Below are 14,233 nucleotides of genomic sequence, written 5' to 3'. Positions count from 1 at the left end.
ATGTCGCGAAAATTTATTCCATTAGCATGCTTGATGCTAGTTCAGCCAGCGTTAGCCATCACGCTTGAGGAGTCAATAGCACATGCCATTGACAATAACCCTCTGATTAAACAGCAATATGCGAAGTATGAGTCCTACGTTCGAGATATGGATGCTGCCGGCAGTAACTATTACCCTCAGGTAAATTTACATGGTGGCATCGGTTATGAAGATACTCAATATAACAGTGGCCAAAAAATTGATGAACAACTAACGCGTAAAGAGATCGGCGTAAAAGTAACACAAAACCTATTTAATGGTTTTGAGGATGTCTCCGAAGAGGACCGTTTAGCCTTTGAAGCAGAATCGGAACGATTAGGTTTGCTTAGTGATGCTGAAAACTTAGCCTTAGATGTTGCACGTGTTTATTTAGAGTTGCTTAAAGCACAGCAGTTTATCGAGTTGACTGAGCGTAACGTGCAAGACCATGAGCGCGTTCTCGCTGATATTGAAGTACGTCAATCACAGGGATTAAGCAGTAAATCTGATTTAGCACAAATTCGTTCACGTGTTGCGACGGCTAAGTCGTCTTTGATCGTGGCGAATAATAATTTAATGGATAAGCGTGTCGAATATCTTCGCCTTGTTGGCGTTCGTCCTGAAGGCTTAATTGAGCCTAAAGTGGATAGCCTTTTGTTGCCCGTCGATGAAGATATGGCAGTACAAAATGCGATTAAAAACAACCCTGAAATTCGTATCGCTTTAGCGGATTTGGAAGCTGCTAATCATGAAATTACCCGTGAATCGAGTAGCTTTTACCCCGAAGTAAACCTCGAATTGCATGCTAATTATAATGATGACATGGGAGGCTTTGAAGGCCGAGATAGTGACGCACGTATAATGCTCACCATGAGTTATGATATTTTTAGTGGCGGTAATACTGTCTCTAAGAAAGAGTCTGCTATTTGGCGAAAGGAGGAGGCTAGGTCAATTCGTCTGCGCACTGAGCAACAGGTTTCAGAGGGCGTGCGTTTAGCATGGAACTCATGGAGCATGCAGCAACAACAATTGGAATGGTTACAGCAGAACGTCGATGCAGCTAAGCAAGCGGAGAGCGGTTATATTGAGCAGTTTAAACTTAATCGACGTAGCTTATTAGATGTATTAGATGCAAAAGTGGAACTGTTTTTAGCTCGTAAAAGCTATATTGATACCTTTTATAATCAACGTTTAGCGAGCTACCGCTTATTAAATGCAACAGGACAATTAGGTTATGCAATGCGACTTGCTTACCCAGAACAATGGAAAACAGAGGTGATCAATAATGAGCAAGATTAAACTATTATATTTGGCACTATTACTGCCCTTAACTGCCTGTGTAGAGACGACCCATTTTCAAGTTGATCGTTATCAGTTTGATGACCTTCGCGATGACGATGGTGATGGCATTATTAACCAACGTGACATTTGTAGTGAAACGCCAGAGCTGGTCGCAGTGGATAATCGTGGTTGTGCTTATTGGGCTCCTTTTGAAGACATTAGCTGGTTTGAAGTTAAGTTTGCATTTGATAAATCAGGCATTAGAGAGTCGGAGTTACCAGCATTACAAAAAGCACTTGCACGCTTAAATGAAAGTGAGGATGTCAGTTTGATTTTGATCGGAGATACTAGTGGTGAGGGCTCATTGGTATATAACGAAGCATTAGCAAAACGCCGTAATCATACAGTGAAGCAATATTTAGTGAATAGGGGGATCGATGAGAAACGTATAGAACTACAAATATTTGATCAGCCAACCCCTTTTACCGCGCACCTTAAAAGTCGTCAGCGTCGTACTATTGCAGTATTTGTAGACCCTAAAAATGTGCTGACTAAAGAGTGGAATATCTATACAACGGAAGAGAAATAATGATGAAAAAAACAGTAATGCTATTAGCTATATTCGCTTTTCTACCAGCCTATATCACCATGGCATTTGCAGAGCCAGTTGAAGAAATACCTACAATTACTATCGCCAGCAACAGCGATGTTGAGTTTGATGAAGTACCTAACTTAGAAAACTATCCTTTTGAAATTATTGCCGGTAGCTTTGAGTTAATGAACAGCGGTGAAACGCAGTTACTTATATCGCAAAGCGAGTGGACTGATGAACAGATGGCTGATTATAAACAACGTCATCAGAGCTTACCGATTGTGTTAACGCTAGGTGCATTTTCTGACCTAAAAGAGGCAACCTTAGCACAACAAGCAGAAGTCTTCTCTGGAAGAAGTGGTGATAAATTATTGTATCTATACTTGACGGCAAACATGGATAAAGAGAAGAAAGAGGCGTTAGGTTTACACTTTACCCAAACGTTACAAGCTTGGTTTAGCAAACGTAATTTAATGGTGTTACCAGAAGCTGTACAGCAACAAAATTTAGTGGCGCTGGGGTTACGCGATGCGCAGTTTGAAGGGGGTTATAAATAATCCATTTAAGTTGTACTTAGTTTGATAAAACAGCGTGATGAGTCAATTAGTCGCGCTGTTTTATACAGACCTGTTGATCTTTCGAGTTTATTTTTGCAACAAATGTTGCCCTTCGGGTCCAACACAACACGCTTTGCCCTTGCTCTATTTGACTACGTCAAACAGTACGCAAGACAAAACTAAAAGACGTTTTGCTGTCTGTTAGTCGAAATTCGCTTAGAATGACTAAGCCACATCCCCTAGGTGATTTGTAATGTTTTCACTTATCAATAGGATTAATTGTTGTACTTTCTGTTTGTCTAAATCTAGTTCAACCCAACCATCAGTTCCCATCATCAATAAACGCTTAATGTTGAAACTAACACGGTTATTCTGCCCCGTTATTTGAAAAGTTCCTTGGTTTGTTGTCAGCCTACTGATATGGAAAGCGTTGCTTTTATTTTCATTATTAAGGTGCACTCTGGCTCTCATTTTCTTGCTGTTGGCTGAGGTAGTTATCAATAAAGCGTTGGTTAGATTGTTTGATCGCTTGCACTGTTTTGGGGGACAGCATGGTATTGTTTAAATGAATAATATGGCGATTTTTAAGGTTTAATGTTTCTAGCTGTGTTTGATAATAATATTCAAATAATTTTTCTGAAGTACCGCTTTCAACTAAACGTGATAAACCAAGCTCTAAGCGTTTTGCAAGTGTCGCGTTATTGCGATTAACAAAGAAAAATAGCGGAAAAGGGTAATGTAATACAATGTTATTTTCAATTGCTAATCCCAAATTAGGGTGAGCGTGATGTTCGTAGTAAATCTCATTCGCGCCACGAGCAAGACAATCAAAGCGTTGTTTAGCAAGTTGTTGAAAGAGTAGCTCATAGCGATGTGTAGTTTTAACGCTTAAGCCATTATTTTTTAATACTTGAGTGTCGGGCCAATCTTGGTGTTGCCCGATAATGAGTTTGCTATTCAACCACTCATTTTTATTCTGAATTTGCGAAAACTTAGTCTGTTCTCCTTGCTTAATTAAGCATAAACGGTAACCGAGTAAACCTTGAATAAGCGGAATTCTAATCGCAATTGCGACTTTTTCACGCTCAACTGTAGGCGAGAAATGGGCTAAATCTAGATGCGAGTTTTTAATTTTTGCAAGTTCACGTAATGCTCGTCCTTGCTCCATTTTTAAAGAGGTGATTAATTCATATTCACCATATTCAGGTTTGGTGACTTCAAGTGCTCTATGGAGGGTATCCATGATGATTTCAGTCGGGTCGTTAACGGTGTGTTCCCAAACGGTTATTTTAGTTACCGCGTAAACTTGCTGATTAAACAGAAGGATGAGTAGGAAAAAAAGAGAGCTGTTTGTTCTGCTGTTAAACATATGATCACTTCCATATTAAAAGTATGGCAAAGCTAAATCCGTGCTAGAGCCTATTTTGATAGTACTGCGTTATTGAAAATTTGTCCCATTTTTAGTAGGTGAATGTGAGGCGAGTAGTATTATGCTGCATTTTGGTGAAGGTTGTTAAAATATTGTTTGAATGGAAATCTTAAGTATTTGTTTGTTGTGAGTGCTCATTTAGTCAGTAAGGTATTATCCTAAACGGAGTAAAGAGCTAATCTATTTACTGGTTAAAACAACTTATCTCTTCGTTGAAATTTTAGTAAAGGGAACAATTTTTTAGGTCAAATTTTGTCTTAATCTAAGGTGAAGTAAGCACAAAAAAAGGGCTTTCGCCCTTTTTGTTGATTATCTAAAACATTACATTTTAATTGGGAACCATTGTGTTGGTTTACCATTACTAAACAACGAAATGCCGGTTGAGTAATCATCTTTATTAATGACATTTAGATCTCGTGTATGAATAGGGTAACTGAGTCCATCAAACTTCAACACAGACCATCCTGCTTGCTTTTCAATAAGCAAACTTTGCCAGAGGTAATGTTGCGTTTTAGACACAATAACGGGAGCATGAATACGAGAAATACGACTAGAGAAACGATAGCCTTGTTTACGCCCCTCAAAAATAAGCATCTCGCAACCATTTGCCTCTGAACACCAGTCAAGCAAGACGATTGCTTCATCACGCCCGTCACCATTTAGATCGTATTTGACTGCGCTAAATTTAGTGTCTTTAGGGTCTGTGCGGTGAATTTTAAAGTAGTCGTTGACTGCCTTTTGAATTTCAATATCAACCTCTGATGCTGGGTTAATATCTTCAGCAATAAACTCGCGATTGATGCGATTTACCTTAATCGTTTCAACACCCTCTTTTGCATTCATTTTGTTAAAGCTAAGTGGTTCACCAAGGATTGGTTTGATGATATTCGCATCATTTATTTCAGTTGTACTTAGCGCGAGTCCTTCACGGTGGAATACTAACTCTTGACGAATGTTCTTTTCGCCCTCTTTAGTTAACATGACAACGGCACGATTAGGTGAGTTAGTTTTCCAAAAGCCTGTTTTTAGAATTTCACCATCAAGCGTTTTTTCTTTGTATTCCACAGTGTAGTTGGCATTAAGTGTTAAGTTTGTGGTGGTATTGTTACTTTTACTTAAGTAGTAACCAGTAAAAACTTGATCAACAATAGGCCACCCAGGCTCCCCACAACCGCTAAATTCACCCCATACACTGCTAACTGCCGTTGTATAACCCCAGTACTCTTTATTTTTTAAATCATAACAGTGGCCTGGTTGGATGGTTAATTTTAACTTTTGACCTTTTTTATTGGTAGTAAAAACATGGTTTATTTGAGTCGTTCTAAAATTAGAGTCCTTAACTTCATAGGCTTGATTACTGGCTTTTGTAGAGAAGAATAGTTGCTCTTTATCGATATTAATACGCCAATAAGGATCATCTCCATTGGCTTTAAAAAGGAAAGTATCGATAGGTTTAGCACACTGTAAAGAAGCTTTTGCTAATGCCATATGATGAACGCGATCAATACGCATGACTGAATCAATCTCTTTCTCTGAGTCTTTACTAAAGGTAATTTCGCCAGCAAATTCAATATAAACAGGCGTATATGGAGAAGAAGCTATCTGCTCATAAATATTGCGAAGCGCAAAATTGGCATTCACTGAAAACTCTTTGTTAGCATCACAAGCTTTAAAGTAACCTTTACCATCACCGAAGCTAAATTGTCCACGAAAATTACCCTCTAATATTTTGGCAAAGTCTCGTTTAATAACGGGAGCGGGTTTTTCTTCAACGACTGGGGCAGGTGGCGGTGTCGATGAACATGCAATCAGAAAAAGTGGCGCTGTAAGTAGTAGGGAAGAGAGACGCATAATTAACCTTTGTTCCATAAAAGTAATGAGAATACCCTGCTCAGTATAACAGTGCATTTACATATTTCATCCCGTAGCAATTAAATTTGTGTTGTAATAACAATAATTAATGAGGGATTTAAGCAAAAACTTGATAATGAAGATAATAGGGCAACAACAGAATATTGTTGTATTATTTTACGTTGCCCTGAGTGTAGTTATTTAGAGATACTAATCTAATATTTTGTTGAGTTTTGCTGCCACGCCATGTTCTTTAGCGGAAAGTGTCATTTCAGCATTAGGTAAAGCATCACGAAGCTTAGTCTGTGAATTTTCCATCAATATTGGCTTGCCAACTAAGCTAAGCATTTCTACGTCATTCATGCCATCACCAAACGCGATCGCCTCACTGCGAGTAAAGCCTTTCTCTTTTAATACAGCCTCAACAGCAGTGCCTTTATTCGCTGTTACATCCATAACTTCTAAACATTTATCGAGTGAAAAAGTTAAATTGATACGATGACCAAATTGGGCTTTTAATTGTTCATAAACAGGCTGTAATAATTCTGGTTCGGCATAGAAAAATATTTTTATAGTATTACTTTTATCCAGTGTTTTAAGGTCTGTGGGACGACAATAAAAATCTTGGTCTAATGCCATTCCAGTTAATTCAGGGATGGCGTAGTTGGCATACCAGCAGTGATCTGTAAATAGGTTCACCTGAACACCTTCGGCAAAATTTATATCACAGATTGCCGTCGCGATATCACTGGAAAGGTTCTGTTTTAATATAATTTCCCCTTCGCGATTATGTACACGTGCACCATTAGAGGTAATTAGGTAGATTGGCTCGCCTAATTCATCTTGTAAGCTTTTTGCTTCGATATAATGACGCCCAGTTGCAATCACAAACTTGCGACCACTTTCGACCCAGCGATGGATGCTTTGTTTCGTTTGAGCTGATACTTTATGATCTGGCCCGAGTAATGTTCCGTCAAGATCAGAAATGGCTACTTTATACATGACCGTTTACCTTGTGCTGTTTTTGATAAAAATTGTAGGGTGTGACTGAGGGCAATGGTGCGAAACTCATCACGCTCTAGTAATATCTCATGTTTTGCATCTTCAATGGTTAAAAACTGATTAAATTTACAATATGTTACATTGTCGAAGAATTCATGCTGTCCTTCCCCGTTGACCACTTGATCATTACCTGCTTGAACCACGAGTATCGGAATATCAATGTTATGCGCCTCTTCTATCGCTTGCTCAGTTGCACTGAGACTAGTTGCTAGCCATCGCATTGTTGCACTACCAAGTTGTGTTTCAGGAAAATGCTCGAAATCATATTGGCTTGCATCAAATCGACGAGGGCTTGTGGTTAATTGATTATTTTCAAATATTTTCTTTTGATAACCTTTCCCCCCTGGTACATAGCAAGCTTTATCGCTGAACCAACTACAGACACTGGCACTGCTGTAGGCAATTAACTTAGCCATAAAGTTGGGTAAGGGCGCTGTATTGATGGTAAACATTGGGCTATAAAAAACGGATGATTGAAACGGGTGGTTATACTGGGCTAAATAGAGCGCACTAATTGTTCCTCCCATAGAGTGAGAAAGCAGATAGCGTTGTTGATACTTTTTATCTAATTCAAGTGCAGTAACGTAATGATTGAAGTCATCAACATAGTCTTGAAAATTATTGACGTAACCACGGTGTTGGTCGCCCCCAAAGCGTTCAGAAAAGCCTTGTCCGCGATGGTCAAGTAAAAACACATCATAGCCTTGGCGGAAAAAATCGAAAGCGACCTCTTTATATTTTAGTACGCTTTCGTTACGGCCTTGGCTAATAACTATTGCTCGTGTATTCCCGCCCAGTAAAGAAAAGCTTTCTAACCTCTTATTATCAACTCCTTGAAATGATAAAGGCTGTGCTTGTAACCAAAAAGCATTTATTTCAGCATTATAGTTACTGGAGAGCGTTAATTCGCCACTGAACGGAAAAGGTTGCATATTATCATTAGCAACAATTATTGAGGTATAGCACATGAATAAAGCACCTAATAGATGTATATATGTTTTCATCTTGATCCCTAGGGTCTGTTATTCTAAGTTATTAGGTAATATTTGACCATTAAGTCTATCTAATTGGTATTGTTTTAAAAAGGGAATATATGAAAAAGAAGTTTAGTCTACATTTAGATGCAATTTTAGTGTTGTTGGTGTTGTTTATTTTAATGATTGGCGGGCTTTTTTTTCAGCAATCACAGGTAAGTAAGCTTACCTCGGAAAATGAACTGTTACAGTGGCAGGCGTTAGAAGATAGTTTTAACTTATCATCGCAAAAAAATTACATTAAAAAATTAGAGGCACAATTAGCAGAATAAAAGAAGCCGTTATATTAACGGCTTCTTCAAAGAAGATAACACCCATCCGCATAAGTATCTGAGCTAACTTATTTTACCTCATTATACGCAATGGTATAACAAGGCTAAATTAAGCCAGTTTTGCTTTGATAAAGTCAATCACTTCATCAATCTTAACTTCTTGCTTTTCGCCAGATTGACGGTCTTTATATTCAATCACGCCGTTATCGATGCTACGATCACCAATCACTAAAGTATGTGGCATACCAATCAACTCTGCATCTGCAAACATAATACCAGGGCGCTCTTTACGATCATCAAGTAGTACTTCAATGCCGGCTGCTTGTAGCTCTGCGTAATATTTCTCTGCTAGTTCTGCTACACGGTGTGATTTTTTCATGTTCATCGGTACGATAACCACAGAGAATGGTGCTAACTGGTCATTCCAGATAATGCCATTTTTGTCGTTATTTTGCTCAATCGCTGCCGCCACAATACGTGAGATACCAATACCGTAACAACCCATCGTCAGCGTTTCATTTTTACCTTGCTGGTTTAGTACCGCCGCTTTCATCGCTTCTGAGTAAGTCTCACCTAATTGGAAGATATGACCTACTTCGATACCACGAGCAATCGCTAACGTACCTGTACCACATGGGCTCGGATCACCTTCCACTACATCACGAATATCTGCTACTTCATAATCGGTAATATCACGATCCCAGTTAACCCCTGTTAGATGTTTACCTGTTTCGTTCGCGCCACAGATAAAGTCAGCAAGTTTTTCCGCACTACGATCGACAATCGTACGAATAGTTAAACCTTTAGGACCGATTGAACCTGCATCGCAGTTTGCAGCAGCTTTAATTTGCGCTTCTGTTGCAAACATTAATGGGCTTGCGATACCGTCGATATTTTCTGCTTTAATCTCATTTAAGTTATGATCGCCACGTACAACGAGTGCGACTACTGGTGCTGTTTCACCCTCTTCACATGTACCTTCAACTAATAGCGTTTTAACGACTTGTTTTGCTTCTACGTTAAGTGCTGCGCAAACATCTTCGATGCTATGTGCATTTGGCGTTTCAACACTACTAACGGATGCGCTTGGTGCTGGGCGATCAAATGCTGGGGCAAGAGCCTCTGCTTTTTCGATGTTGGCTGCGAAGTCGCTGTGCGTTGAAAATACGATTGCATCTTCACCGCTTTGCGCTAATACATGAAACTCATGTGACGCACTGCCGCCAATGCTGCCGGTATCTGCGATTACTGGGCGATATTCAAGGCCTAGTCGCTCAAAGATACGACAGTAGGCTGTATACATATTTTGATATGTCTTTTCTAAACACTCTTGGCCTAAATGGAATGAATAAGCATCTTTCATGGTAAATTCACGTGCACGCATGACGCCGAAACGAGGACGGGTTTCATCACGGAATTTAGTCTGAACTTGGAAAAGGTTAAGTGGTAACTGTTTATAGCTATTTATCTCTTTACGAACTAGCTCTGTAACAACTTCTTCATGTGTTGGCCCTAAAACAAAATCACGAGTATGGCGATCTTTTACGCGTAATAGTTCACCGCCATATTTATCCCAACGACCTGTTTCCATCCAAAGGTCGGCTGGCTGTACGACAGGCATTAAAATTTCGACAGAGCCTGCTCGCTCCATCTCTTCGCGAACAATTCTTTCGACTTTGCGTAGTACACGTAAGCCGGTTGGCAGCCATGTATATAGACCTGATGCTAATTTTCGGATCATACCTGCACGTAACATTAGCTGGTGGCTAACAATTACTGCATCGCTAGGTGCTTCTTTTTGTGTAGAAAGTAAATAATTGGTAGTACGCATGGTGATCCTTAATTAAATCAGTCAATATAGAAAGAGTGCGATTTTATATAAGAAAGGGGATTAAATGAAGCAGTATCTACAAAGTGGCAAAGTTAGTTTCTATATCATGCTCACTTGCACGTTTATTTTTGTTTTAAATGCGCTTTTACCGCTTAATTTAAATCAATTTGGTATTGTCCCACGTTCGCTCTCACATCTCTCCGGGATCTTGTTTTCTCCTTTTTTACATGGAAGCTGGGCTCACCTGTTTAGCAATTTTATCCCCTTTGTTGTTTTTGGTGGCTTAATCGGCTTAAAAAGTCAGCAGCGATTTTGGACTCTCTTTATTTTACACATCATTACAACGGGAAGCTTAGTGTGGTTATTTGCACGTGGTAACAGTGTACATATTGGTATGAGCGGGGTGATTTATGCGTTTTGGGGGTATTTAATTGTGTATGGTTTGGTAAGAAGAAAATTTTTACATATTGCGATCTCTTTAATAACACTGCTCATTTATGGCGGACTTGTCTTTGGGGTGTTACCCACGAGGCCGGGTATCTCCTTTGAAAGCCATCTGCTTGGTGCCATCGTCGGTGCGCTTAGTGGTTACCTGTTTGCTAAAACAGAGCGCACTCGGCGATAGGTTTTATTGTCAGCGTATTATTTTAAGTTGCTTTTGAAGGAGTTTAACATTTTAAAGAGTAACTCGATTTTGACTACGATATTAGGTAGTAAAGTTTGGTAATGATCTTCATCATCGGTTTGGATCGCTTGTAGGTCTGCCGCCAATTCTTCAACATATGGCAAAAAAGTATCTGAATGGTTAGTAAATGCGGTATCGGCTGCAAATATCTGCTTGAAGGTGGCTTTTTTGTTTTCACGTAACAGTGCTATCTGTTTGTCGGCATCAACTGCCTTATGGTAGATGATTTTAACATTTTCCTGTAAATGTTTTAAGACCGTCTCTTTACTCATATACTTTCCTATTCAATTATTATGCGCATTAGCATCAATTATAGCGAATGAATCAGTGTTTTACTTGCTTCACCAGCTACTTCTCGACTTAATTTCGGCACTAAATAGCCGGGTAAGGCTGCGGTTATCTGTTTCATCAATTGTAACGCTTTTTCTGTTTCTAAATCAAAGTGCTGTGCCCCTTGTACTTTATCCAGTAAAAAGAGGTAATAGGGCATAATATTAGCCTCTGATAATGCTTCACTAAGTGAGATTAAGGCTTGTGCACTATCATTCACGCCTTTTAATAAAACGCTTTGGTTCAGTAATTGAATACCGGCTTGGTGCAATTTAGTGATTGATTGACGAAATAAGTCATCAATCTCGTTGGCGTGGTTAATGTGAAATACAAAAATAACCTTTAAGCGACTACGCTGTAAAATCGAACATAATTCATCGGTAATACGTTGAGGAATAACGACTGGAAGTCGAGTATGGATGCGAAGTCGTTTGAGTTGCGGGAGCTTATCAAGCTCAGTAACGATGTGGTTTATAAACGTATCTTTGCTCATTAGCGGATCACCACCACTTAAGATAACTTCGTTAACTTCAGGGTGTGCTTTTAAGTAACTTAATACTTCCTGAAATTGTTGCTTATTAAGGTTATTTTCTTGGTAGGGGAAATGGCGACGAAAACAGTAACGACAATTAACAGCACACCCCGATTTTAAAATGAGTAAAATTCTGCTTTTATACTTATGTAATACGCCTTGAATGCCATTTTGGTGTTCGCCGAGAGGGTCGAAGCTATACCCTTCAACGATTCGCTCTTCATCTTGCACTGGCAGTACCTGTTGTAAAAGAGGATCAGAAAGATCGCCTTTATTCATCTTATTGATAAAAGGCATCGGCACTAACATGCTAAAACTTTTACGAGCTTCCTCACTTAATGGCACACTTTCTGGGTTAATCTCCAATAATTGCAAAAGTTGTACGGGGTTTTTGACCGCATTTGCGAGTTCTTTTTGCCAAGAGCTCAGCACATCGGTATTATTCACGGTAATTATTTTTGTCATTTTAAATTATTTTATAAAGAGGTTGTTATGGCTACATATAGTACCAGTGAATTCAAGGGCGGGCTAAAATTCATGCTCGATAAAGAGCCTTGTGCCATTCTTGAGAATGAATTAGTAAAGCCGGGTAAAGGGCAAGCCTTTAACCGTGTTAAATTTCGTAAGTTATTATCAGGTAAAGTTGTAGAGAAAACTTTCAAGTCTGGTGAATCTGTCGAAGCTGCTGACGTAATGGATATTGAGCTTTCTTACCTTTACAGCGATGGTGAATTTTTCCACTTCATGAATAATGATACCTTTGAACAAGTGGCTGCAGAAGCGAAAGCAGTAGGTGACATGGAGAAATGGCTAGTAGAGCAAGATCCTTGTACAATTACTCTGTGGAACGATAATCCGATTAGTGTAACGCCACCTAACTTTGTTGAGTTAGAGGTAACTGAAACTGACCCTGGTCTTAAAGGTGATACTGCAGGAACGGGTGGCAAGCCTGCAACATTATCAACGGGTGCGATAATTCGTGTACCTTTGTTCATCCAAATAGGTGAAGTGGTTAAAGTTGATACGCGTAGCGCAGAATATGTTGGCCGTGTAAAAAAATAATTAATACCGTTTGATTTATATTGTTAAACCCAGTTTATCTGGGTTTTTTTATGGGTAAGAGAAAGGCTGACTATCCACAGAGTAGTGATTTCTTTTATCGGCTAGCGATAACTTTTCGTTCACTAATATTGTAACGCAATTTAAGCGCGTTTATTTGCGTGGCATGTTCGATTAAAAAAAGGTTGAACTGTTCAATCATCTCGGGATGTTTGATAGAGGATAAGCTACGAGTACCATGCCTAAAAGGGTGTTTTTCATTAAATACCAAGTGTTGTTTTTGTGACGCTGAATGTAGGATATGATGTTGGCTAATAATAATATCGAAATAAGCACCGTCGATCCGTTGCTCGTTTACAAGCTTGAATAAGCGCTCATAATTATTAACATAAATAAATTCCAGTTCTCCTTTCTGTTGTGCGTCTAAGTAACGTTGGTCTGGAGTAAATCCGCTCATCACGCCAATTTTCTTTAATTGAGAAAATGTTTTATTTTTATTTTCTTTCCTGATAATTAAGCCATCGATATATTGCACAACCGCATCACTATAATGGATTGCAGCTTGTTGCTTTTTTTCAGGTGCCCAGTTGATGTTGTCTGGGTATTTAAAATCTAACTTTTCCTTTAGAAACTCCGAATATAAACGTTTAATAGGGCGTGTTTTATAATCGAAAGTGAAGTTTTGGCTGGATGCAAACATATCTAAGAGTTCGCGGTTAAAGCCTTGATATTGATTATTTTTTACGGACGAATAGGGGCTATAGTCCTTAAAATTTTGTACGCCAATAGTGTACACCTTATTGGCATAACTCTGGGTAGTAAAAAGAGTGAGCGTGGCAAGTAATAAACTCAACACGCTTTTATGATTTATTAGCATAGGCTTAATTAAACAACCACTTTAAAACATTTGCAATAATAGCGTAAAAACAAATACGCTAACTGCAAAGGCAAAGCCATAACTCAGTACTTGTTGCCAGTCTCTGCCTCGTTTAATACCGAGATCGTGTAACGCATGAAATATACGGTGTAGTGTATGCCATAAAGGCAGTGCCACTAAAACCAAAATAACAGCGGCGCCAAACCAAGAGCTCGCAAAAGCATGAATGCTTTGATAGTTGAAATTTCCTTTATCGATGATCCCTAAGGGAATTAATAGTCCGGTTATGAGTATCATCACTGGTGTTAAAAAAGCGGTCAGCATTCCACCTGCGCCAAACAATCCCCAGAACACAGGCTCGTGGGAGCGAATGTATTTTTTCTCTTTTAAATCAGACATCTCTTCTCCTTATAGCGTGATGATTAATAAGCATAAAACACTGATAATAATAAATGCTGCGTAATGTGCAGAAACAATCACTTTATCATCGAGACGTTTGCCTTTTATCCACAAATCAACCGCCTTCGGTGCTAATGAGAACCACGTTATCGTGTGGTAAAGGGCAAAAGCGAGGGCAATAATATGGAATACTATTGCAATGGGATTTTGCAGTGACTCTATCCAGCCATTAAAGGCTGCTTCTCCCTGAGTTAAGCGTAACAAGCCCCAGGCAAGAATTAAGCTATAAATAGTGATCAGGACACTACTACCTTCGCGGAGCATATATTTGGTGTAAAAAAGTTGTTTCATCCACCAATCAGTGGGTAGTTCCCGTGTATAAGGTTTGCGTTTACTCATGGTTTCGTTCCTTAGTAAAGTTAAT

At 39.1% G+C, this 14,233-nt stretch carries 17 protein-coding genes; 6 read left to right on the top strand and 11 right to left on the bottom strand.

Going from position 1 to position 14,233, the window contains the following annotated elements:
• The 3 genes from CW745_RS11490 to CW745_RS11480 are packed head-to-tail and all read left to right on the top strand — an operon-like array spanning nt 1 to nt 2,448.
• Complete coding sequence (locus tag CW745_RS11490; protein ID WP_101108826.1) at nt 1-1,317, top strand: TolC family outer membrane protein; 1,317 nt, start codon at nt 1-3, stop codon at nt 1,315-1,317.
• Nucleotides 1,304-1,888: an OmpA family protein gene (locus CW745_RS11485; protein ID WP_101108825.1), complete on the top strand. Its 585-nt coding sequence runs from the start codon at nt 1,304-1,306 to the stop codon at nt 1,886-1,888. Before CW745_RS11490 ends, CW745_RS11485 begins: the two co-directional genes overlap by 14 nt.
• Entirely contained in the window at nt 1,888-2,448 is a 561-nt protein-coding gene (locus tag CW745_RS11480) for a hypothetical protein (protein WP_101108824.1), read from the top strand. Before CW745_RS11485 ends, CW745_RS11480 begins: the two co-directional genes overlap by 1 nt.
• Nucleotides 2,449-2,673: 225 nt before the next feature.
• Here CW745_RS11480 and CW745_RS11475 read toward each other — a convergent pair whose 3' ends face one another.
• The 5 genes from CW745_RS11475 to CW745_RS11455 form a co-directional block, all read right to left on the bottom strand.
• Nucleotides 2,674-2,907: a hypothetical protein gene (locus tag CW745_RS11475; RefSeq protein WP_101108823.1), complete on the bottom strand. Its 234-nt coding sequence runs from the start codon at nt 2,905-2,907 to the stop codon at nt 2,674-2,676.
• Nucleotides 2,897-3,817, bottom strand: coding sequence for a transporter substrate-binding domain-containing protein (locus CW745_RS11470; protein WP_101108822.1), 921 nt, complete (start codon nt 3,815-3,817; stop codon nt 2,897-2,899). Before CW745_RS11470 ends, CW745_RS11475 begins: the two co-directional genes overlap by 11 nt.
• Before the next feature lie 381 nt (nt 3,818-4,198).
• A complete protein-coding gene (locus CW745_RS11465) occupies nt 4,199-5,785 on the bottom strand; it encodes a hypothetical protein (protein WP_238596789.1) in 1,587 nt (528 codons plus the stop codon).
• Between the two features lie 153 nt (nt 5,786-5,938).
• The gene (locus tag CW745_RS11460; protein ID WP_101108820.1) at nt 5,939-6,730 is read right to left on the bottom strand and encodes a Cof-type HAD-IIB family hydrolase; all 792 of its coding nucleotides are present in this window, start codon (nt 6,728-6,730) and stop codon (nt 5,939-5,941) included.
• Nucleotides 6,718-7,794: an alpha/beta fold hydrolase gene (locus CW745_RS11455; protein WP_101108883.1), complete on the bottom strand. Its 1,077-nt coding sequence runs from the start codon at nt 7,792-7,794 to the stop codon at nt 6,718-6,720. Before CW745_RS11455 ends, CW745_RS11460 begins: the two co-directional genes overlap by 13 nt.
• Nucleotides 7,795-7,883: 89 nt before the next feature.
• Between CW745_RS11455 and CW745_RS11450 the strand changes: the two genes are divergently transcribed.
• Nucleotides 7,884-8,096 carry a hypothetical protein gene (locus CW745_RS11450; RefSeq protein ID WP_101108819.1) on the top strand — a complete coding sequence of 71 codons (213 nt, stop codon included), beginning with the start codon at nt 7,884-7,886 and terminating at the stop codon, nt 8,094-8,096.
• A 109-nt stretch (nt 8,097-8,205) separates the two neighbouring features.
• On the opposite strand, the gene CW745_RS11445 is transcribed toward CW745_RS11450, so the two are convergent.
• On the bottom strand, nt 8,206-9,927 hold the full coding sequence (locus tag CW745_RS11445) for a proline--tRNA ligase (protein ID WP_101108818.1): 1,722 nt from the start codon (nt 9,925-9,927) through the stop codon (nt 8,206-8,208).
• 64 nt (nt 9,928-9,991) lie between these two features.
• On the opposite strand from CW745_RS11445, the gene CW745_RS11440 reads away from it, so the two are divergent.
• Nucleotides 9,992-10,552 carry a rhomboid family intramembrane serine protease gene (locus CW745_RS11440; protein ID WP_101108817.1) on the top strand — a complete coding sequence of 187 codons (561 nt, stop codon included), beginning with the start codon at nt 9,992-9,994 and terminating at the stop codon, nt 10,550-10,552.
• A 17-nt stretch (nt 10,553-10,569) separates the two neighbouring features.
• Here the strand turns inward: CW745_RS11440 and CW745_RS11435 are convergent, their stop codons facing one another.
• A complete protein-coding gene (locus CW745_RS11435; protein ID WP_101108816.1) occupies nt 10,570-10,884 on the bottom strand; it encodes a hypothetical protein in 315 nt (104 codons plus the stop codon).
• A gap of 38 nt (nt 10,885-10,922) precedes the next feature.
• Nucleotides 10,923-11,939, bottom strand: a complete 1,017-nt coding sequence (epmB, locus tag CW745_RS11430) for an EF-P beta-lysylation protein EpmB (protein WP_101108815.1) — start codon at nt 11,937-11,939, stop codon at nt 10,923-10,925.
• Between the two features lie 27 nt (nt 11,940-11,966).
• Between epmB and efp the strand changes: the two genes are divergently transcribed.
• Complete coding sequence (efp, locus tag CW745_RS11425; RefSeq protein WP_101108814.1) at nt 11,967-12,536, top strand: elongation factor P; 570 nt, start codon at nt 11,967-11,969, stop codon at nt 12,534-12,536.
• 94 nt (nt 12,537-12,630) lie between these two features.
• Here the strand turns inward: efp and CW745_RS11420 are convergent, their stop codons facing one another.
• Genes CW745_RS11420 through CW745_RS11410 form a run of 3 tightly spaced genes read right to left on the bottom strand, consistent with a single transcriptional unit; the run spans nt 12,631 to nt 14,208 of the window.
• Entirely contained in the window at nt 12,631-13,410 is a 780-nt protein-coding gene (locus tag CW745_RS11420; protein ID WP_101108813.1) for a transporter substrate-binding domain-containing protein, read from the bottom strand.
• Between the two features lie 21 nt (nt 13,411-13,431).
• The gene (frdD, locus tag CW745_RS11415; protein WP_101108812.1) at nt 13,432-13,809 is read right to left on the bottom strand and encodes a fumarate reductase subunit FrdD; all 378 of its coding nucleotides are present in this window, start codon (nt 13,807-13,809) and stop codon (nt 13,432-13,434) included.
• Nucleotides 13,810-13,818: 9 nt separating this feature from the next.
• On the bottom strand, nt 13,819-14,208 hold the full coding sequence (locus tag CW745_RS11410) for a fumarate reductase subunit C (protein WP_101108811.1): 390 nt from the start codon (nt 14,206-14,208) through the stop codon (nt 13,819-13,821).
• Nucleotides 14,209-14,233: the final 25 nt, after the last annotated feature.

The sequence above is a fragment of the Psychromonas sp. psych-6C06 genome (genome assembly GCF_002835465.1).
Taxonomy (GTDB): Bacteria; Pseudomonadota; Gammaproteobacteria; order Enterobacterales; family Psychromonadaceae; genus Psychromonas.
Note: the sequence above shows the minus strand (reverse complement) of the source record. Positions and strands in the feature narration are given on the sequence as shown.

Bases quoted from the DNA above. Each gene is read 5' to 3' on its own strand.
- CW745_RS11465 (WP_238596789.1), bottom strand. From the start codon at position 5,785: ATGCACTGTTATACTGAGCAGGGTATTCTCATTACTTTTATGGAACAA.
- CW745_RS11420 (WP_101108813.1), bottom strand. From the start codon at position 13,410: ATGCTAATAAATCATAAAAGCGTGTTGAGTTTATTACTTGCCACGCTC.
- CW745_RS11460 (WP_101108820.1), bottom strand. From the start codon at position 6,730: ATGTATAAAGTAGCCATTTCTGATCTTGACGGAACATTACTCGGGCCA.
- CW745_RS11410 (WP_101108811.1), bottom strand. From the start codon at position 14,208: ATGAGTAAACGCAAACCTTATACACGGGAACTACCCACTGATTGGTGG.
- frdD (WP_101108812.1), bottom strand. From the start codon at position 13,809: ATGTCTGATTTAAAAGAGAAAAAATACATTCGCTCCCACGAGCCTGTG.
- efp (WP_101108814.1), top strand. From the start codon at position 11,967: ATGGCTACATATAGTACCAGTGAATTCAAGGGCGGGCTAAAATTCATG.
- CW745_RS11440 (WP_101108817.1), top strand. From the start codon at position 9,992: ATGAAGCAGTATCTACAAAGTGGCAAAGTTAGTTTCTATATCATGCTC.
- CW745_RS11450 (WP_101108819.1), top strand. From the start codon at position 7,884: ATGAAAAAGAAGTTTAGTCTACATTTAGATGCAATTTTAGTGTTGTTG.
- CW745_RS11435 (WP_101108816.1), bottom strand. From the start codon at position 10,884: ATGAGTAAAGAGACGGTCTTAAAACATTTACAGGAAAATGTTAAAATC.
- epmB (WP_101108815.1), bottom strand. From the start codon at position 11,939: ATGACAAAAATAATTACCGTGAATAATACCGATGTGCTGAGCTCTTGG.
- CW745_RS11480 (WP_101108824.1), top strand. From the start codon at position 1,888: ATGATGAAAAAAACAGTAATGCTATTAGCTATATTCGCTTTTCTACCA.
- CW745_RS11455 (WP_101108883.1), bottom strand. From the start codon at position 7,794: ATGAAAACATATATACATCTATTAGGTGCTTTATTCATGTGCTATACC.
- CW745_RS11485 (WP_101108825.1), top strand. From the start codon at position 1,304: ATGAGCAAGATTAAACTATTATATTTGGCACTATTACTGCCCTTAACT.
- CW745_RS11470 (WP_101108822.1), bottom strand. From the start codon at position 3,817: ATGTTTAACAGCAGAACAAACAGCTCTCTTTTTTTCCTACTCATCCTT.
- CW745_RS11445 (WP_101108818.1), bottom strand. From the start codon at position 9,927: ATGCGTACTACCAATTATTTACTTTCTACACAAAAAGAAGCACCTAGC.
- CW745_RS11490 (WP_101108826.1), top strand. From the start codon at position 1: ATGTCGCGAAAATTTATTCCATTAGCATGCTTGATGCTAGTTCAGCCA.